General features: G+C 69.3%; 20 protein-coding genes. 10 read left to right on the forward strand and 10 right to left on the reverse strand.

Going from position 1 to position 18,564, the window contains the following annotated elements:
- Positions 1–26: 26 nt before the first annotated feature.
- Positions 27–1,652, reverse strand: coding sequence for a response regulator transcription factor (locus AC1DW0_RS24400; protein WP_477948546.1), 1,626 nt, complete (start codon positions 1,650–1,652; stop codon positions 27–29).
- Between the two features lie 63 nt (positions 1,653–1,715).
- Between AC1DW0_RS24400 and AC1DW0_RS24405 the strand changes: the two genes are divergently transcribed.
- Entirely contained in the window at positions 1,716–2,603 is an 888-nt protein-coding gene (locus tag AC1DW0_RS24405; protein ID WP_457445949.1) for an EamA family transporter, read from the forward strand.
- Between the two features lie 9 nt (positions 2,604–2,612).
- Positions 2,613–3,236, forward strand: coding sequence for a hypothetical protein (locus AC1DW0_RS24410; RefSeq protein ID WP_457389722.1), 624 nt, complete (start codon positions 2,613–2,615; stop codon positions 3,234–3,236).
- Here AC1DW0_RS24410 and AC1DW0_RS24415 read toward each other — a convergent pair.
- A complete protein-coding gene (locus AC1DW0_RS24415; RefSeq protein WP_457351233.1) occupies positions 3,227–4,021 on the reverse strand; it encodes an isocitrate lyase/PEP mutase family protein in 795 nt (264 codons plus the stop codon). The genes AC1DW0_RS24410 and AC1DW0_RS24415 overlap by 10 nt on opposite strands.
- A 194-nt stretch (positions 4,022–4,215) precedes the next feature.
- Between AC1DW0_RS24415 and AC1DW0_RS24420 the strand changes: the two genes are divergently transcribed.
- From AC1DW0_RS24420 to AC1DW0_RS24435, 4 genes are all read left to right on the forward strand, one after another.
- A complete protein-coding gene (locus tag AC1DW0_RS24420; protein ID WP_457321088.1) occupies positions 4,216–4,584 on the forward strand; it encodes a methylglyoxal synthase in 369 nt (122 codons plus the stop codon).
- Positions 4,585–4,606: 22 nt separating this feature from the next.
- Positions 4,607–6,715 (forward strand): putative bifunctional diguanylate cyclase/phosphodiesterase, encoded by a 2,109-nt coding sequence (locus AC1DW0_RS24425; protein ID WP_457321090.1) that lies wholly within the window; start codon positions 4,607–4,609, stop codon positions 6,713–6,715.
- A gap of 66 nt (positions 6,716–6,781) precedes the next feature.
- Positions 6,782–6,946 carry a hypothetical protein gene (locus AC1DW0_RS24430; protein WP_200955205.1) on the forward strand — a complete coding sequence of 55 codons (165 nt, stop codon included), beginning with the start codon at positions 6,782–6,784 and terminating at the stop codon, positions 6,944–6,946.
- An 87-nt stretch (positions 6,947–7,033) separates the two neighbouring features.
- Positions 7,034–8,734 carry an NAD(P)/FAD-dependent oxidoreductase gene (locus AC1DW0_RS24435; RefSeq protein WP_477948548.1) on the forward strand — a complete coding sequence of 567 codons (1,701 nt, stop codon included), beginning with the start codon at positions 7,034–7,036 and terminating at the stop codon, positions 8,732–8,734.
- 21 nt (positions 8,735–8,755) lie between these two features.
- Here the strand turns inward: AC1DW0_RS24435 and AC1DW0_RS24440 are convergent, their stop codons facing one another.
- From AC1DW0_RS24440 to AC1DW0_RS24460, 5 genes are all read right to left on the reverse strand, one after another.
- Positions 8,756–9,406 carry a PEP-CTERM sorting domain-containing protein gene (locus AC1DW0_RS24440; protein ID WP_157281041.1) on the reverse strand — a complete coding sequence of 217 codons (651 nt, stop codon included), beginning with the start codon at positions 9,404–9,406 and terminating at the stop codon, positions 8,756–8,758.
- A gap of 114 nt (positions 9,407–9,520) precedes the next feature.
- Complete coding sequence (locus AC1DW0_RS24445) at positions 9,521–10,171, reverse strand: glutathione S-transferase family protein (protein ID WP_056191736.1); 651 nt, start codon at positions 10,169–10,171, stop codon at positions 9,521–9,523.
- Entirely contained in the window at positions 10,168–11,097 is a 930-nt protein-coding gene (locus AC1DW0_RS24450) for an SRPBCC family protein (RefSeq protein WP_477948551.1), read from the reverse strand. The genes AC1DW0_RS24445 and AC1DW0_RS24450 overlap by 4 nt, the downstream gene beginning before the upstream one ends.
- Positions 11,098–11,182: 85 nt before the next feature.
- On the reverse strand, positions 11,183–12,094 hold the full coding sequence (locus AC1DW0_RS24455; protein WP_082532355.1) for an acyl-CoA desaturase: 912 nt from the start codon (positions 12,092–12,094) through the stop codon (positions 11,183–11,185).
- A complete protein-coding gene (locus tag AC1DW0_RS24460; RefSeq protein WP_477948553.1) occupies positions 12,087–12,323 on the reverse strand; it encodes a hypothetical protein in 237 nt (78 codons plus the stop codon). The genes AC1DW0_RS24455 and AC1DW0_RS24460 overlap by 8 nt, the downstream gene beginning before the upstream one ends.
- 24 nt (positions 12,324–12,347) lie before the next feature.
- Between AC1DW0_RS24460 and AC1DW0_RS24465 the strand changes: the two genes are divergently transcribed.
- A complete protein-coding gene (locus AC1DW0_RS24465; RefSeq protein WP_056191728.1) occupies positions 12,348–12,629 on the forward strand; it encodes a DUF427 domain-containing protein in 282 nt (93 codons plus the stop codon).
- Here AC1DW0_RS24465 and mltA read toward each other — a convergent pair.
- The 3 genes from mltA to apaG all read right to left on the reverse strand — a co-directional run bounded on the left by mltA (position 12,613) and on the right by apaG (position 16,151).
- Positions 12,613–13,710, reverse strand: coding sequence for a murein transglycosylase A (gene mltA, locus AC1DW0_RS24470; protein WP_477948555.1), 1,098 nt, complete (start codon positions 13,708–13,710; stop codon positions 12,613–12,615). The genes AC1DW0_RS24465 and mltA overlap by 17 nt on opposite strands.
- 102 nt (positions 13,711–13,812) lie before the next feature.
- A complete protein-coding gene (locus AC1DW0_RS24475) occupies positions 13,813–15,780 on the reverse strand; it encodes a site-specific recombinase (protein WP_477948557.1) in 1,968 nt (655 codons plus the stop codon).
- Entirely contained in the window at positions 15,777–16,151 is a 375-nt protein-coding gene (apaG, locus tag AC1DW0_RS24480; protein ID WP_056192606.1) for a Co2+/Mg2+ efflux protein ApaG, read from the reverse strand. Before apaG ends, AC1DW0_RS24475 begins: the two co-directional genes overlap by 4 nt.
- Before the next feature lie 62 nt (positions 16,152–16,213).
- Here apaG and AC1DW0_RS24485 point away from each other — a divergent pair, with 62 nt between their 5' ends.
- The 3 genes from AC1DW0_RS24485 to rpe all read left to right on the forward strand — a co-directional run bounded on the left by AC1DW0_RS24485 (position 16,214) and on the right by rpe (position 18,521).
- Entirely contained in the window at positions 16,214–16,960 is a 747-nt protein-coding gene (locus tag AC1DW0_RS24485; protein WP_477948559.1) for a substrate-binding periplasmic protein, read from the forward strand.
- A gap of 213 nt (positions 16,961–17,173) precedes the next feature.
- Positions 17,174–17,794, forward strand: a complete 621-nt coding sequence (locus AC1DW0_RS24490) for a DNA-3-methyladenine glycosylase I (RefSeq protein WP_477948561.1) — start codon at positions 17,174–17,176, stop codon at positions 17,792–17,794.
- Positions 17,795–17,828: 34 nt separating this feature from the next.
- Entirely contained in the window at positions 17,829–18,521 is a 693-nt protein-coding gene (gene rpe, locus AC1DW0_RS24495) for a ribulose-phosphate 3-epimerase (RefSeq protein WP_477948563.1), read from the forward strand.
- The last annotated feature ends 43 nt before the right edge of the window (positions 18,522–18,564 follow it).

Consider the following 18,564-nt stretch of genomic DNA (forward strand, 5'->3'; position numbering starts at 1 on the left):
CGCGAGCGCGGGGAGGAAAAACCCGGTCAGCCCGCCACGCCGATGACTCCCAGCGCCCGCGCTCGCGTCACCGCGTGCTTGCGCGAGCCGGCCTCCAGCTTGGCGTAGATCTTCTTCAGATGCGACTTGACCGTCTCGTCGCTGACCGCCAGCGCCGTGGCGATTTCCTTGTTGGCGTAGCCGCGCGCCACCAGCACCAGCACCTCGCGCTCCTTGGGGCTGAGCAGGCGCTCGGCGGCCGTTGCGCCCGCGCCCTGCGGCACGGCGCCGCGGCGCAGCGCCGCCGGCGTCTGGCTGAGCCGCATGCGCTCGGTCTCGCCGTCCTTCAGCGCCAGGGCCTGGCGGGCATGGCCATAGGCCCGGCCCATGTCGCCGGCCGCGGCCCAGTCCTCGGCCAGGGCTACGTGCAGGGAGGCCGGCGCCTTCCAGCCGACGATCTTCAGCCCCTCGGCCAGCGTCGCCTCGCCGTGGTGCAGCGTCGCGTTTGGCAACACCAGGCCGGGCGGCGGCGCCAGGTGCGGGTACCGGCGGTGGATCTCGGTCAGCGCCTCCTGCACGCCGACGACCAGCGCGTTGAAGCCATGGCGTGCGATCAGCTGCTCCGCTTCATCCAGCGCAGCCTGCGCCGCGTCCACCTGGCCTGCCGCCGACAGCGCCCGCGCCAGGCCCAGCAGGTTGACCGTCAGGTTGTCCGTAGAGCGCACCGCGCGGTACATCGCGATCGCCTCGGTCATGGGGCCGACCGCCTCGACGCCGCGGCCCAGGGCCAGCAGCGTCTGGGCCAGTTCGGCACAGGCGTTGGCCTTGTTGATGCCAGGCGGCACGCCCGCCAGCGAGGCCAGCGCGTCGCCCAGCAGCACGAGCGCTTCATCGAGGCGGCCGATCTCCTTCAGCAGCGCGCCCAGCCGCGTCTCGCAGGCGCCGATCAAGGCCGGCCAACCGGCCGCGCGCGATTCCAGCGTCGCCTGGTCGTAGCAGGCAGCTGCGCGGTCAAACTCGCCCAGGCCCTGCAGGGCCGTACCGGCATTGATGGTGCAGACCAGGGCGTGCCGCAGCAGGCCCCAGTGGCGGGCCGCATCGGCCGCACGCAGGAAGAGCGCCGCTGCGCGCGCCGGGTCGCGGCGGGACAGCGGCAGCGCCAGCGCAGCGTCGGCAAAGGCAGCCGCAGCGGGCTCGGCCGCGGGTGCGTCCGCATCGGCTGGCGTCGCGAAGGACTGCTCGTAGGCCAGCCAGGCGCTCGCGATGGCCTGGCGGCGCGGGTCAGGCCCGCGTGCGTGGCAGGCCGCAGCACGGGCATAGGCGCCCAGCTCGCGCTCGCGCTGGCCGCGCGCCTTGGCGACGACGGCCTCGGCCAGCAAGGCATCACCCTCCAGCGTGGCCCCGCCGCCGCTGCGCCGAGCCTGCGCCAGCTGCGTTTCGGCCTCGTCGAGCCGCCCCTGCAGGGCGGCGATCTCGCAACGCGAGAGCGCCAGCCGGGCCTGCAATGAAGGCGTGAGACCTGCCATGGCCAGAACCTGCTCACACAGGGCCAGCGCGCGGCGGCTGTCGCGCTGGCGCAGCTGCCAGGCCAACTCGGCCAGCGCTGCCGCCTCGCCGCCCTGCGCGGCCGCTTCAAGGCCGGCCAGCGCCGTGGCGGGAACGAGGAAATCCATGGCAAAAATTGTAGAAGTGCCTCCGCCTAGACTGCCTCCATGTCATCCCCCTCCGCACAGACCCTGCCGCTGCGCCATTTCCTGCTCGCACTGGCGGTCGTGGCGATCTGGGGCAGCAATTTCGTCGTCATCAAATACGCCCTGCACACGCTGCCGCCCATGACGCTGGCCGTGCTGCGCTTCAGCTTCGCCCTGGTGCCGGCCTGCTTCTTCCTGCGCCGGCCGCAGGTGGGCTGGGGCAATCTGGCGGGCTACGGCATCCTCATCGGCGTGGGCCAGTTCGGCCTGCTGTATCTCGCCATGCGCAGCCAGATCTCGCCCGGCCTGGCCTCGCTGGTCGTGCAGACCCAGGTGTTCTTCACGCTGCTGCTGGCGGTGCGCATCCGCAAGGAGAAGGTGCTGGGCGCGCAATGGCTGGGCCTGGTGCTGGCAGCCAGCGGCATCGTCGTCATCGCCTCGCACACCGACGGCACCACCACGGCGGTGGGCATCGCCATGGTGCTGGCGGCCGCCTTCTCGTGGGCCTGCGCCAATTTGCTGACGCAGCGTGCCGGCCGCATCGACATGCTGGCCTACGTCGTCTGGAGCAGCGCCTTCGCAGTGCCGCCGCTGCTGCTGCTGGCACTGCTGATCGACGGGCCGCAACAGATGGCCGCGGGCCTGGCGGCGTCGGACCTCGGCACCTGGACGGCGGTGCTGTGGCAGTCGGTCGGCAACACGCTGTTCGGCTATGGTGTCTGGAGCTGGCTGCTGGCCCGCCACCCGGCCGGGCGCATCGTGCCCATGGCGCTGCTGGTACCGGTGTTCGGCATGGGTTCGGCCGCGGTGCTGCTCGGCGAGCCGCTGCCGGCCTGGAAGCTCATCGCGGCAGCCCTGGTGCTGGCCGGTCTGGCGATCAACCTGTTCGGGCCGCGGCTTTTGGCGGCCAAGTCCAAGGCCGTTGAGGAATAAGCTGGGCGCATGAAGCGCCGCCTCCTGCTCCTGCTGGCCCTGGTTGCGCCCTGGGCCACCGCCGCCCCACCCGCCGTGCAGCTCATCGTCGAGCTGCGCTGGGTGGATTCCAACCTGCCGCCCGCCGCACAGGCCGCCGTGCGCGACGGTGCGGTCGTGGTCGGCACGGCGGGCTCGATCTCGCCGCGCGGCGCCGGCATCGTCACCTCGACCGCGGCGCCAGCGCCCCAGCAGATCCAGCGCCTGAACGTGCTGAACGGCCAACGCGGCATGCTGCGCCTGACGACCCGCGAGCCTCTGCAGTGGGTGGATGCCGTCGTCGAGCTCGACCCGACCACCCGCACGCCTCAACGCGTCTACGCCAGCCCGCGCAGCGCCGAGCGCCGCTCGGTGCAGAGCTTCACCGTGACGCCTACCTGGCCCGGCGGCAAGGCGCCGGTGCAGGTCGAGTTCGACATCGACCAGGACGACCACGCCTTCCAGTCGACGCTGCAGCTGGCGCTGGACCGCTGGCAGACCGTCGCACGCAGCGGCAGCGCGGCATCCCCCGCTCCCAAGGGCACCTTGAGCAGCGCGGATGCCGCCGGCCGGCCCGAGCGTGAACTGCAGCTGCGGGTGTCGCTTCAGCCTTGAGCCGAAGCCAGGGCGCCATTGATCTGCGGATAGGGCGCGGCGCCGTCGAACAGCTCAGTGCCAGCACCATGCTCAAGGAAGCCCGTCGCCGCACGCTGCGCCCGGCCCCAGGCCGCCTCGGCGATGGCGCTGCCGGCCGAGATGCGGCGCACACCCAGGCGCTGGAGTTCGTCAAGGCCCGGCAGCACCGGCCGCGCCATCACGTTCAACGGCAGGGGCTGGCCGCCCACCAGGGCCTCGATGTCTGCCACGGCCGTCACACCAGGGGCAAACAGGCCATCGGCGCCCGCCGCTGCATAGTCGCGCGCCCGCAGCAGCACTTCCTCGACCGCCCGGCCGGGCGCCAGGTTCTTCAGCCAGACATCGCAACGCGCATTGATGAAGATATCGACACCGGCCCGCGCCGCGGCGGCCTTGATGGCCTCGATCTTGCGGCACAGCAGGGCGGGCGCTCCGGCACCGTCCTCGATGTTGATGCCGGCGGCGCCGGCTTCGGCGAACTTCAGGATGTTGTCGGCCACCACCGCCGGGTCGTCGCTGTAGCCGGCCTCGCTGTCAGCCGACAGCGGCACGCGGGCGACGCGGGCGATGCGGCGCAGTGCCGCGGCATGCTCGTCGACCGGCAGGTGGTTGCCATCCGGGTAGCCCAGGGCCCAGGCCAGGCCGGCGCTGGTCGTGGCCAGGGCCGGCACGCCCAAGGCCTGGACCAGGACGGCGCTGCCGGCGTCCCAGACGTTGGCGATCTTCAGGAGCCCGGGGCCCTGGTGGAGCTGGCGGAAGTTCATGGTGTCTTTTGCGGGGTTGGCGAGATAGATTGGCGATGCTGCCGAGCCCCGCTGCCAGACCATGGCAGCAGGCCGGCGGCGGGTACATCGAGTAACAGGTGCCGCCAGACCGGCAATGTGCCAAGTCTTGCGCGTTTATGGTCACGTCTTGCGTGTAACGTCAATCCTTTGCAGAACTCCCCGCCTTTCCGACCATGAAGCTTGCCTTGATCGCCCACGATGGCAAAAAGGACGCCATGATCTCCCTGGTCGCCGACTTCCTGCCGCTGCTGCGCCGCTGCCAGCTGATGGCCACCGGCACCACGGGCACCCGGCTGAACGCAGCCCATGGCCTGACCATCGAGCGCGTGCTCAGCGGCCCGATGGGCGGTGACCTGCAGATCGGCGCGCGGCTGGCGGTGGGCGACCTGGACGGCGTCATCTTCCTGCGCGACCCCATGACACCCCAGCCGCACGAGCCCGACATCAACGCCCTGGTGCGCGCCTGCGATGTGCACGACGTGCCCTGCGCCACCAACGTGGCCACCGCGCGGCTGCTGCTGACGCGCTGGAGCGCTGCATGACGCCTGAGATGCCGTCGGCCCCATGAGCAGCCTCGACAGGCCCCTGAGCCGGCTGTCGCGGCGGCTGCGCATACGCACCCGCCTGGGCCTGGCCTTCGGTCTGCTGCTGCTGCTGCTGATGGGCCTCGCCGCCCTGTCGGTTTATCGCCTCACGGGGCTGTCGGATGCGCTGAACCGCATCGTCGACGACCAGGCCGTCATCCGCGACTCGGTCAACGAGATCAACCGCAATGCCGAGGCCGTCGCCCGCAAGCTGCTGGTGCTGATGAGCCCCGACGCCGAGCTGCGCGTGTCGGCCTACCCCGAGATCGCGTCGGCCAACAATCGGCTCGACGACGCCATGCAGCGTCTGGCCATGGTGCTGCCACTGGGGCCCCGCACCGATCGCCTGTCCGAGGTGCGCCTGCGCCTGGCCGACTACCGCGCCAGCTATGTCGACGTGCGCAACCTCATCGAGCGCGACGATTTCCAGGCCGCCCGCGCCCTGCTGGGCAGTGACACCGAATCGGCCCTGTCCCTCTTTGTCAGCGCCATCCACCAGCTCGCGGCCAGCGAGGAGCGTGCGGGCACGGCCCAGGCCCGTGAGCTGCGCGACCAGATCGACGTCGACCGCACCGGCGTGCTGGCCCTGTGCATCGGCGCCCTCGTCGCCGGGGCGCTGCTGGCGGTGGGCGTCACGCGCTCCATCGTCATCCCGCTCAAGCGCGCCGAGGACGGCGCCGAGCTGATCGCGCAGGGCCAGTACGGCCACCGCATCGAGGTGGACTCGGCCGACGAGCTCGGCCACATGGCCGCGGCGATGAACACCATGGCCGCAGCCGTCGGCGAGCGCGAGGCCGAGTTGCGCCGCCTGGCCGACATCGACCTGCTGACCGGCCTGCCCCAGCGCGCCCGCTTCATCGCCGACGGCGACCGGCTGCTGGCCAACCTGCCCGAGCGCGAGCAGCTGGCCGTGTTGATCTGCATCGACGTCGACCGGCTCAAGGCGGTCAACAGCGTGCTGGGCTTTGACGCGGGCGACGCGTTGCTGCGCGGTGCGGCAGCCAAGCTGGAGGGCCTGTTCGAAGGCGTCGCCGCCTACGGGCGTCTGGCCGGCGGCACCTTCGCGGCCCTCGCCCCCGTGGCACGGCTGGACCATGCCAACGCGCTGGCCGCCCAGTTGCGCGAAGAGGTCGAGCACAAGCTCAGCTGGCAGGGCCAGTCGCTGGACCTGTCGGTGTCGCTCGGCGTAGCCCATTGGCCGGAGCATGCCGCTGACACCGAGGCCCTGCTGCGCCGTGCCGAGCAGGCCATGTTCGAGGCCAAGCGCCTGCGCCAGGACGTTGCCGTCTTCAACCCCAGCGCCGAGGCCTCGCGCGCCCTGCACCTGAGCTTGCTGTCTGACCTGGCCACTGCCATCCAGCAGGACCAGCTGCGCCAGTTCCTGCAGCCCAAGCGCTGTCTGAAGACCGGCCGCATCACCGGCGCCGAGGCCCTGGTGCGCTGGCAGCATCCGCAGCGCGGCTGGTTGCCACCGGGCGACTTCGTGCCCTTTGCCGAGCGCAGCGGCCGCATCCGCCAGATCACCGACTGGATGCTGGCTCGCGCCGTGCGCACCCTGGCAGCCTGGGAGGCCGAGGGCCGCGAGCCCATGAGCATTGCCGTCAACATCTCGACGCTGGACATCCAGGACCAGACCCTGCCGGCCCGCCTGGCCGCCCTGCTGGCCGAATACCGCGTCGACCCCGGCCAGCTGCAGCTGGAGGTCACCGAGACCGGCCTGATGTCCAGCGGCACCGATCCCATCGCCGTGCTGAACGCGCTGAAGGCCTGGGGCGTGAGCCTGGCCATCGACGACTTCGGCACCGGGCAGTCGTCGCTGGCCTATTTGCAGCACCTGCCGGTGGACGAACTCAAGATCGACCGCAGCTTTGTGCAGGACGTGGACGGCGACCCACGCCGCCAGGCCCTGCTGAAATCCATCGTCGGCGTTGGCCAGGGCCTGGGCCTCAAGGTGACCGCCGAAGGGGTGGAAAACGCCGCCGAACTGGACTGCATCACGGCCTGCGGCTGTGATCTCATCCAGGGTTATCTGCTGGCCCGGCCGATGGATCTACCGGACTTTGAAGCCTGGTTGGGCCGAACAGGCTAAAATCCGCGCCTTTCGTCGCTGTTTTGCGTTTCGCCCCTGCTGTGGGCTTTTGTTTACGGAGCCATCATGGGCAACAAGATCATCACCGAAGCGGCTCGCCGCGCCACCCCCCGTCCCGAAGCCCCCAAGGGCGTGACCTTCACCGCCGGCAAGGGCCAGCTGAGCAGCCTGGAGCGCGGTTCGCACACCCGCTCCAAGAAGAACCCGGGCAAGCGCCCGCATTCGGGTTGATTGACGGGCTGATCGCCTGACGATCTTCCCCACACACAGGCCCTGCGGGGCCTGTTTGTTTTTGTTGTCGGCTAAATCCTGACCACCATGATCCGCATCACCGAACTCCGCCTGCCGCTCAGCCATACCGAAGACGCGTTGCGACCCGCCGTGCTGGCGCGGCTCAAGCTCGCCGACACCGAGCTGGCCACCATCCAGGTGTTCCGCCGCGGCTATGACGCCCGCAAGCGCAGCGACATCCAGCTCGTCTACACGCTGGACTGCACGCTGAGCGAAGGCACCGACGAAGCCGCCGTGCTGGCGCGCTTTGCCGGCGACCACCAGATCCGGCCCACGCCCGACACCGGCTACCACTTCCTCGCTCAACGCGGCGATTTCACGGGCCCGCGGCCCGTCGTCGTCGGCTTCGGCCCTTGCGGCCTGTTCGCCGCGCTGATCCTGGCGCAGATGGGGTTGAAGCCCATCGTGCTGGAACGCGGCAAAGCCGTGCGCGAGCGGACGCAAGACACCTGGGGCCTGTGGCGCGAACAGAAGCTCCACCCCGAGAGCAATGTGCAGTTCGGCGAAGGCGGCGCCGGCACCTTCTCCGACGGCAAGCTCTACAGCCAGATCTCCGACCCGCGCCACCTGACGCGCAAGGTGCTGACCGAGTTCGTCAAGGCCGGCGCGCCCGACGAGATCCTGTTCGTCAGCAAGCCCCACATCGGCACCTTCCGCCTGGTCAGCATGATCATCAAGATGCGGGCCGACATCGAGGCGCTGGGCGGCGAGATCCGCTTCCAGCAAAAGATGACCGATCTGCTGATCGAAAACGGCGCGGTGCGTGGCGTGCAGCTCGAATCCGGCGAGCAGATAGCCACCACCCACGTCGTCATCGCGCTGGGCCACAGCGCCCGCGACACCTTCACGATGCTGCATGCCCGCGGCGTGCAGATGGAAGCCAAGCCCTTTTCCATCGGCTACCGCATCGAGCATCCCCAGAGCCTGGTCGACGCGGCCCGCTTCGGCGTCCACGCCGGCAACGAGATCCTCGGTGCGGCCGACTACAAGCTGGTGCACCACGCCAAGAACGGCCGCTCGGTCTACAGCTTCTGCATGTGCCCCGGCGGCACCGTGGTGGCTGCCACCAGCGAGCCCGACCGCGTCGTCACCAACGGCATGAGCCAGTACTCGCGCAACGAGCGCAATGCCAACGCCGGCATCGTCGTCGGCCTGACGCCCGAGGACTACCGCCAGGACGGCAAGCGCGACGGCAGCCCCGTGAACCCGCTGGACGGCATGGCCTTCCAACGCATCTGGGAAAGCCGCGCCTATGAGCTGGGCGGCGGCGGCTACCTGGCGCCGGGCTCGCTGGTGGGGGACTTCGTCAAGCGGCAGGTCAGCAAGGAATTCGGTGACGTCGCGCCGAGCTACAAGCCGGGCGTGACGTTGACCGACCTGCAGCAAAAGGGCCGCGGCTCGCTGCCGTCGTATGCGCTGGAGGCGATCCGCGAGGCCTTGCCTGCGTTTGCGCGCCAGATCCGCGGCTTCGACCGGCCGGACGCGGTGCTGACCGGCGTTGAGACGCGCACGTCGTCACCACTGCGCATCAACCGCGGGCGGGACTACCAGAGTGTCAATGTGCGCGGGCTGTTCCCCGCCGGAGAAGGTGCGGGGTACGCGGGCGGGATCATGAGCGCCGGTGTGGACGGCATCGAGGTCGCCGAAGCGTTGGCGGCGGATCTGCTGGGCATGTCGGACGCGCCGGTGCTGCAGGGCAAGGGGGCGAAGGCAGGCGGGCAGGTTTGAGGAGACCGCCAGACGGCTCGATCAGCGCGATTTCGCCTTCACAGTGCGGCCTCGCATGGCGCTCGCCAACAGCAGGCCGCCAGCCGCCAGCAGCAGCGCAGAGGCAGGCTCGGGCACAGGCGCGGCGACCATGTTCCAGGTGCCAACCGAAGGGCCCAAGCCGAAGTTGAAGGGGTCGGTGGTGGTGTCCATGCCCCATCGCAACAGGCCGGAACTTCCCGCGGCGGCAAACTGACTACCGTCGGTCAGCGTCCACAGCATCGAGCCGGACAAGGGAGCCCCAACCGGCAGCGCCGGGAAGGGATTGGGCGCGCCAGGCAGGCTCATGCCGAAATAGACGACGTTGTCCCGCGGCGTTCCATAGCCGGTGCCCGCGTCATGGGCGAAGTTAATGGACACGTTGCCGACCTTGAAGTCGTTCTGCCACAGCAGCCAGCTGTTGACCAGATGGGCCGGGTTCACGGCGAACAGGTCATAGACGAAGAGCGCATGGTTTTCGCCGAGCGCTGGCGTGCCGGCATCGATGAAGCCCGAGCCGGTAACGAGCACGTGGGTGGCGTCGACGCGCTGGATGTCCAGGTGGACGGCGGCCTGGGCCGAGCCGCAGGCAGCGAACAAGCCAGCCATCAAGCCAGCCAGCGAGGCGCTTCGGGCGCGAGCAGGAGCGGTCATCAATTCCTCCCTGGACGATGCTGTCCAGTTGACAAGGGGCGCATCCTAAAGTGGGCCTGCAGCGGCCTGGCCGGGACAAACCCGAAAGCCCCTGCAATGAAGGGATGCCTGCCCTCAATGCTCGGGAATGCGCTCACGCCAGAGCGCCGCTAGCCGCGGCTCCTCGTCGACGCGCCGAATTGCCGCGGTCATCGCTGGCGCCACCTCATAGAACCGCTCTCGCCACGGCCCGAAGCGGGAGATGACGGCGACGTAGAGGTCCAGCACGGTCAGCTCTTCGCCTAGCAGATAGCGTCCAGGCGTCAGCTGCCGGTCCATGTTGGACCAGCAGAAGGCGATGCGCTCATGCACTGCATGGATGACGGCGTCTCGCGAGCTTTCGGGCGCACCGATGCGCTTCACGTCAGGCTTGATCCAGTGCAGCGAATAGATGGCCGACGACACGTACAGCATCCAGCGCAGGAACTGTCGGCGCAGCGGGTCGCTGGGCGAGGGAGCCAGCCGCGCCTCGGGATGCAGGTCGGCCAGGTAGATCAGGATGGCTGCGCTCTCGGTCATGACCTCGCCATCGGGCAGCAGCAGCGTCGGGATCTGCCGCATGGGGTTGGTCGGCGCGACGCGCTCGCGGGCCGAGGACTCGGCCCAGGTGGCCCCCTCAATCAGCGTGTAGGACAGCCCGAGCAGCGTCAATGCGGCTTCGACAGCGACGGAGCCGGAGGCCGCGGCGCCATACAGCGTCAGCCCAGATGTTTCGATGGCGCTCATGTCGTCTCGCCTCCACGCTGTTGCCGGCGCGCGATCTCTTCCGCCCGTTGCGCGTAAAGCCGCAACGCCACCGTCTCGAAATCGCCGATCAACCAACGTGCCAAGGGCTCGGCATACCAGTTGAACTGCGTGCTGACACGGTAGCTCATGGCCACCTTCAGCCGCGTGCCGGCCCCCTCGGGCTCCAGCGTGTAGACGGTGTCGACCAGATCGAAATGGCGCCCCCCGATGCGGACATGGTCGTCCATCGCGCGCGGCGGAAAGGAGTCGGCCGTGAAGCGGTAGGTCCAGCGCACGCGGCGCGCCGGCTGCCAGTCCGTCGAGACCTGGTCGAAACGGATGCCCCGACCCATCTCGACGTGGCGCACCAGCGTCCCGCCGTCCTGCCGCGTCACACCGGACACGGGCGGTGGCACACCGATGCGGTACATCCAGCCGTCCTTCATCTCATCGGGCCGGATGACCGGCATGTCCATCAATTGCTTCCAGACCTGCTCGGGCGCCGCCGCGATCAGGCGCTCGTGCTGCAGGCTGCCAAAGCGGTCCGGCAATGACATGGGCGCTTCAACGGCGGCCATCAGCAACGGCAGGATTGCCACTGCGCCCACGCTCGACTTGGGCCAGTTCATGGTGTGGCACACCCAACCCATGGCCAAGCCGCCCAAGCCGCCGATCAGCGCCAGCAAAGGCACGATCAGGATGGCGCAGATCAGACCCTCCAGCAGGATGGCCAGCGTGCCCAGCACCAGGAAGACATTGGCCAGAAAGCCCGCTCGGAAGTGGTAGCCCGCCGTTCTGCGCTCGCTGCGTTCCGCCACATAGACGGTCACTGCGCCCACGGCGAAGGGCACGATGACGATGAAGCTGAACATCATGGGATAGAGGCCGAAAGGAAGGCGGGCCTCGGCCAGGAGGCGTACCGCCAAGCCGAACAGGACGCCAGCGACCACCGGCCACGCGCGGGAAAACGGCAGCTTGGTCCTAGGTCGTCCGGGTTGGACTCTGGCCCATTCAGGCAAGGGAGGCAGGGCGTCCATCGGTCGAAGTTTCCAAGATTGAGCTGGGGGCGGCTTGAAGCAGGGTCGCGCCGGGGCGCTGCAGGCGCCAGACCAGCCCGCACCTCGCCAACGCGAGCAACAACCACCAGCCCGGATCCCACTCGCCCGACCGCACACCCAGGCGGGCCGAGCCGGGGTCGGCATGGTGGTTGTTATGCCAGCACTCGCCCATCGTGATCAGCGACAGCCATGGCAGGTTGCGACCCTGCACGGCCACGCCCGGCAGCAACACCGGCTGGCGGCCATGGTTGTGGGCGAAGTAGCCGATCAGCCAGTGCCCCAGCACGCAGGCCGACACGCGCGCACACAAGCCCCACCACACGAAGCCCCAACCGCCGAGCACCCACAGCGGCAGCGCCGTCAGCAGCACTTGCAGCATCCACGTGCGCTCCAGCCAACGCAGCACGGCGTCTTGCAGCAGGCCACGCGGGTCGCCCAGCGGCGGCGGGTCTTCGAGCACCAGGTCGCAGTGCAACTGCCACCAGGCATCCTTCCAGAACGGCTGGCCGTGGCGCAGATAGGGGTGGCAATCGGACCGGCGCTGGGCCAGGTCGCGCAAGTCATGCTGGCGCTTCAGGCCGAGTGGCCCGGCCAGGCCCACCTGCACACCCCACCACACCAGGACCATCTCCAGCCAGCGCGGGCAGCCAAAGCTGTCGTGGATCAGCTTGCGATGGCTGCCCAGCGTGTGGCCCAGCAGCAGCGTCAGCAGCGTGAGCCCGACGAACAGCGTGAACGTCGCCACGCCCAAGGTGGGAATGCCGCCAGCGACGGCTCCGATCAGCATGGCGACCAGCCAGAGCGACTTGACCGGCGCGTAACGCATGCGCCCGGTCATCACGTCGCCCCGCATCGGCTCAGGCATCGAGCATCTCGATCAACTCCTTCGCAAACGCCAGCGCTTCCTCTGGCGTCTCGAAGTGCATCTCGTTGTTGAGTTCGACGACCTCGCCGTCTGGCCCCTTGTGCACGACCGCCCAGCCGCCCGCGCCGCCGTCGATGGCGAGCACGCCGAATTGCCCGGGGTCGAGATCCCGGGCGCTGCCGCCGGTGATGACGATGTCGCGGCCGAGGTGGGAGTGGTAGCGTCTCATCCCTCAATTCTCCCGGAGCAGACGATGAAGGCAGTGTGGAACGGCGTAACCATCGCCGAGAGCGACGATACGGTGGTCGTCGAAGGCAACCACTACTTTCCGGCCGAAGCGCTGAAGAAGGAATACACGACCTTCTCCAACCACCGCAGCGGCTGCCCCTGGAAGGGTCAGGCGCAGTACCTGAGCCTGTTCGTCAACGGCGAAATGAACCCGGATGCGGTCTGGTACTACGCCGACCCGCTGCCCGCCGCAGCCGAGATCAAAGGTCGCTACGCCTTCTGGAAGGGCGTCAAGGTTTCGGAGTAAATCCGTCGGGCCACAGCGCCCACAGCCGCAGCGCCTGCTTGGTGCGGCCGGCCTGCAGCGCGGCGTCTTCACCCCAGCCCCAGAACAGGTCGGCGCGCACGGCGCCCTGGATGGCACTGCCGGTGTCCTGGGCCAGCACGAGGCGACGCAGCGGTGTCGTCGACAGCGGCGCGGTGCTGTCCAGCCACAGCGGCGTGCCCAGCGCGACGTAGCTGCGGTCGATGGCGACGGAACGGCCCGGCGTCAGCGGCACGCCTTGGGCGCCGCGCGGGCCCTGGTTCACATCGGGCAGGGGCTCCTCGCGGAAGTAGACGACGCGCGGGTTGACGGCCAGGGCCTCGCGCACCTTGGCCGGGTTGCGGCGCGCCCAGTCGCTCAGGGTTCGTGGTGTCGCGTCGCCCACCTCGCCACGGTCCAGCAGCGCGCGCGCGACGGACTGGAAGGGCTGGTCGTTGTGGCCCGCGTAGGCGACGCGGCTGATGCGCTCGGCGCCAGCCGCATCACGCACGACGAGACGGCCCGAGCCCTGGATCTGGATTTGCAGCAGCGCAAAAGGGTCGTCGACATAGGCCAGCTCCAGCGCCGTGAAGCGCGGATGGGTGTCGATGTCGCGGCGCGGCGTGCGACGCAGCGCGGCATCGGCGGGCAGCGCATGCAGCGCCCACTGGAAGGCACCCTGGCGCGTGCGGCTGGCCGCGAGCTGGGGCTCGAAATAGCCCGTCAGCAGCCCGGCGGCCTCACCGCCTTCGCCCTGCAGCCGCCAGGGGCGCAGATGCTTCATCAGGAACAGCGTGGCCTCCAGCGGGTCGGCGGGCGCCTGCAGCGCGGCGCGGGCACAGAACTCGGCCCAGCCCGGCGCGGGGCGCTGGCAGCTGGCCAGCAGGGCCGGCCAGGCGGCCAGCAGGTCATCGCTCCCCCAACCAGGCAGATCCTTCCAGTCGGCGGCGACCCAGCGCTGCGGCGCGGGCCGCAGCGCGGCCGGCACGGCCGGCGCCGGCTCGGGCGGCTGCAGGGGTGGCGAGGAGCAGGCGGCAAGGCTTCCTAGAATGGCGGCCAGCCCCAACCGCGCGCACCAAACCATGCTGTTACTCGCCCTCGAAGCCCTCGGCGCGCTGCTGATCTTCGTCTTCATCATCTGGTGGACCATGTTCTCGGGCCGCAAGAAGGGCGAGCGGCGCGAGGACTAACTCCTCGCAATCAGGAAGCTCAAGGGCTGGCGTCGCAGCCGCGCGCGGATAGCCGCGTAGACGCGTTTGCGGTCGGCCAGGCGCACACCGCGCGAGCGCATCGCCACCTTGAAGGCGCAGAAGAAGCTGACGCCGACATTGAGCATGCCGATGCCGGCGATGCAAAGCACGCAGGACCAGAAGGCCCAGGTCGTCATGACGCCGACACCGAGCGCCCCCACGGCGGCGGCGAGCTGGCCGGTGGACAACGTCACGTGGCGCACCTCCAGGCCCAGGCCGACGAAGCCGAACAGCGCCGGCGCCAGGCCCAGCATCAGGCCCAGGCTGATGTTGGCCGTCAGGCCGGAGATGTTGGCCCGCCACCAGTGCGACCAGCGCTGCGCGCGCGTCTGACCCAGCGTCGCGACGATGCGCGGGTTCCAGGCGATGGCGCTGTCCAGGCGGTGGAAGACGAACCAGTTCTCCACCCAGCCGGCGATCATGCTGGACGCGAACAGCAGCGTGCCGGTGAAGGCGGCAAACAGCAGCGAGGGGCCGAACAGGCTCAGCGAATGCAGCACGTATTCGGCATCCCGCACGCCCACCAGCGGCGCACCGAAGGCCAGCCAGCACAGGCCCTGCACCGCCAGCACCAGCGGCGCCACGACGGTGAGGTTGCCGATGATGCCGGCCACTTGTGAACGCACGAGATGGGTCACTTCGTCGACGAAACCGACGATGGCGTCGTCGCGGTCGATGTGCAGCAGCTTGTCGGCCATGGCCGGGGCCGTCATCGCCGGCTGCTTGGTGGCCACCGTCCAGTGCAGCAGGTGGATGAGGACGAAGCACAGCGCGTAGTTCACACCGGCCCAGAAGCCGCCCCAGAAGGCCGTGAAGCCGAGCAGGGCGATGCCGAACTTCAGGAAGGTGGTGCCGGCCAAAACAGCGCCGCCACCGGCTGCGCGACGCAGCATGTCGCGGTATTCCTCGCGGCTGCGGGTGATGTAGTGCTCGCCCGTCTCGGCGCTGCGCTCGGCCACCTTGCGCGCCATCAGCGAGTAGTGGCGCGCGAACAGCGTGCGCAGGCTGCGCCGCTCGTGCACGACGCGCACCAGGCCCGACACCAGGCGCAGCAGCTCGCGCTGGGGTTCGTGGGACAGCAGGCAGGCCAGCAGCGCATCGATGCGGTCCAGCCGCGCGGTGAGCTGCTCGACGGAGAACATCAGATCCACCGACACGCCATGCACTTCCAGATGCTCGGGCACCGTCAGCGCAGCAGCGCGGCAGCGGTCCAGCAGCGCGTGCAGGTATTGCATGACCGACCCCAGTGCGGCCGCATCGTCATCGGCGCCGGCCAGCGCGCGCTCGACGGCCGCCCAGGCGGCGGGCAGCTGGTGGAAGGGCTTGTCCTGCACCAACTCCGCATCCATGCGCACCCGCAGCGGGCCGGCCAGGCCGGCGGCATGCACGCTGCTGACCAGCACGGTGATCGCGGCGTTGGCCTCGACGCGCCAGCCGTCGTCGGGCGTGGCGGCAAACAGCAGGCCCAATCGCGCCAGCAGCTCATCGTCGATGGCGGCGATCCAGTCCTCGTCGGCCTCGTCGGGGAAGAGCAGTTCGAACAGCGCCGCGAGGTCGCGCGTGTCGGTCGTGGCCGGCAACAGGCGGCGGCGCAGCCGGCCCAGGAATTCATGCCACAGCGCCATGCGCGGCGCGAAGCCCACTTCGGCGAAAAGCGCCACCGCATCGACGTCGTTCCAGACGCCGCCGATGACATTGGCAAACGCCCAGGCGTGCTCGGGGTGGCGCTCCAGCACATTGAGCAGGTGCTTCAGGCGCACGATGGGCAGCGGCGTGCCCGATGAGGCCTCTTCACGCGGCGCGTGCCGCAGCCATTCCAGCAGGCGCACCAGCCACAGATTGCGCTCGGCGAGCGCGGCCTGCGGGTCGGCCGCGTTCAGGAGAGCTGTGAGATCCCAGGTCAATGCAGAGAAGCGCTGTCGGCGAGCAGGAATTCGTCGACCTCGGTGTGGAAGATCTCGCAGCCCTCGGTCACGCACAGGAAACGCCCGCGCATCGTGCCCTGGGGGGTGCCGATCTGGGCCCAGGAGCTGTACTGGAAGCTCTGGCCTGGGGCGAGCACGGGCTGGTGGCCGACGACGGCCAGGCCGTCGACGACCTGCATCTGGCCACGCGCATCGGTGATCTCCCAATGCCGGCCGATGAGCTGGGACAGCACATCGCCGGTGTTCTCGATCGTGATCGTGTAGCTGAAGGCGTACAGGCTTTGCTCGAGATGGGTCTGCTCGGGCAGGGTCTGCACGGTGACGCTGCAACTGAAACGGGGGTTGGCCATCGGGTGATTGTCCGTCTCGGGGGCTATGCTCGCCGCATGTTCTTCGGGGTGTGTGATCCTAAGTGCTGCGCTGGCCCTGGTTGTTGACTGCGCTGTTGAGCCTGGCGGCGCCGGCCCAGGAGCTGACGCTGCGCACGGTCCAGCAGGCCAGCTCGACAGTGAAGTACGACCCCGACGGCAGTCCGCTCAAGCCCGGTCTCTGCCTGGAAATCCTGCGCGCCGTCGAGCGGCAGGACGCAGGCCTGCACTTCACGGGCCTGGCCCAGCAGGTGCCGCTCAAGCGTGTGGAACGCCTGCTGGCCGACGGCCTCATTGATGCCTTCTTCTGCCTGCTGAAGTCGCCCGAGCGCGAGAAGCAATGGCGTTATGCGCCGGTGGCGCTGTATATCGTCCGCCACGTGGTCGTGCAGCGCGCCGACGACCCGCGCAACCCCGATTCCCTGGCCCAACTGGCCGCCTTGAGCCGCCGCAAGCCGGTGCTGGTCATGCGTGGCACGGCGCTGGCGCGCCGGCTGGTGGCGGCCAATGTGGCTGTCGCCGAGGTGAGCTCCGAGCGCGAGGCCCTGCAGATGCTGGTCATGGGCCGCGCCGACGCCATCTACGGCCAGGACATCAACCTGCAGCGCCATGTGGCACAGAGCAAGCTGGGCGACAAGCTCAGGTTCGGCCGCACCGTCTTCCAGGAGGAGCCGCAGTTCCTCGCGCTGCGCGCCGACCTGCCGGCCGCCCATGAGGAACGCCTGACCCAGGCGCTGCGCAAGCTGGAGAAGGATGGCACGCTGCGCCAACTCGCCGAAAAGTACCGTTAGCCCCTCGCCCAGTCCCGCCCCGCTGAACGCGGGCGCGCCTGGTCGGTCCCCCGAGGGGACGGCGATGCTTGCGGCATTGAACCGCAAGCACATCGCCAGCGCGGGCCGGCTAGGGAGCGGCCCGGCGCTCGGCCCGCAAAATGCGAGTGTGCAGCTGACACGTCAGTGCTCGTGTGTGTCGACACTCGGCACTTCGCAAGGAGCAGCTTCCCGATGCCGACCCGCCCCCTCTACTTGCCGCCCGACGGCCGCCCACGCTGCGCCTGGTGCGCCGCCGCGCCCGGCGATAATTTCTATCTGCGCTATCACGACGAGGAATGGGGCCGGCCCGTGGCCGACGACTTCCGCCTGTTCGAGAAGCTGTGCCTGGAGGGCTTCCAGAGCGGCCTGTCGTGGCGAACCATCCTGAACAAGCGCGAGGCCTTTCGCGCCGCCTTTGCGGGTTTCGACTACAACCAGGTCGCCAAGTTTGGCGAGAAGGACGCGAACCGCCTGCTAGCCAACGCCGGCATCGTGCGCCACCGCGGCAAGATCGAGGCGGCCATCCACAACGCCGGGCGCTGCGTGGAGCTGGTGGCTGCAGAAGGCTCGCTGGCCGCCTATCTGTGGCGCTTCGAGCCGCCCAAGAACTCGGTGGCTCACAACCTGGCCACCTCGGCGCCCTCCGAAGCCTTGTCCAAGGATCTGAAGAAGCGCGGCTGGAAATTCGTCGGCCCGACCACCATGCATGCGCTGATGCAGGCCATGGGCCTGATCAACGACCACCAGCCCGGCTGCCACCACTGGAAAGAAGCGCAGCAGGCGCGCGACAGCTTCAAGCGGCCGGGCCGCTGAAGCGGGGCAAGCGGGCTGCCTAGAATCACCCGCTATGCCCGCCGCACCGCAATACCGCATCGCCCCCAGCCTGCTGTCCGCCGACTTCGCCCGCCTGGGCGAGGAAGTGAAGAACGTGCTCGCCGCCGGTGCCGACTGGATCCACTTCGACGTGATGGACAACCATTACGTGCCCAACCTGACCTTCGGGCCGATGGTCTGCGAGGCGCTGCGCAAGCACGCCGTGAAGCCCGACGGCACGCCGGCCGTCATCGATGTGCACCTGATGGTGCAACCGGTCGACAGCCTGGCCCAGGCCTTCTGCCGCGCCGGCGCCGACGTGGTGACCTTCCATCCCGAGGCCAGCGCCCATGTGGACCGCACGCTGCAGCTCATCAAGGCCGAGGGCAAGCAGGCCGGCCTGGTGTTCAACCCGGGCACGCCGCTTGACGTGCTGGAGTGGGTCATCGACAAGGTCGATGTGATCCTGCTGATGAGCGTCAACCCCGGCTTTGGCGGCCAGAGCTTCATCCCGTCGGCACTGCAAAAACTGAAGAAGGCGCGCGAGATCATCAGCGCCAGCGGCCGGGACATCCGCCTGGAGATCGACGGCGGCGTCAAGGTCGACAACATCCGCGAGATCGCCGCGGCGGGCGCCGACACCTTCGTCGCCGGCTCGGCCATCTTCGGCAAGCCCGACTACAAGGCCGTCGTCGACGCGATGCGCACGGAACTTGCGAGATCGTGAGCCCCTCGTCCAAGGATTACCTTGGCCGGTCCCCCGCGGGGAC

The organism is Roseateles sp. P4_D2, assembly GCF_056401875.1.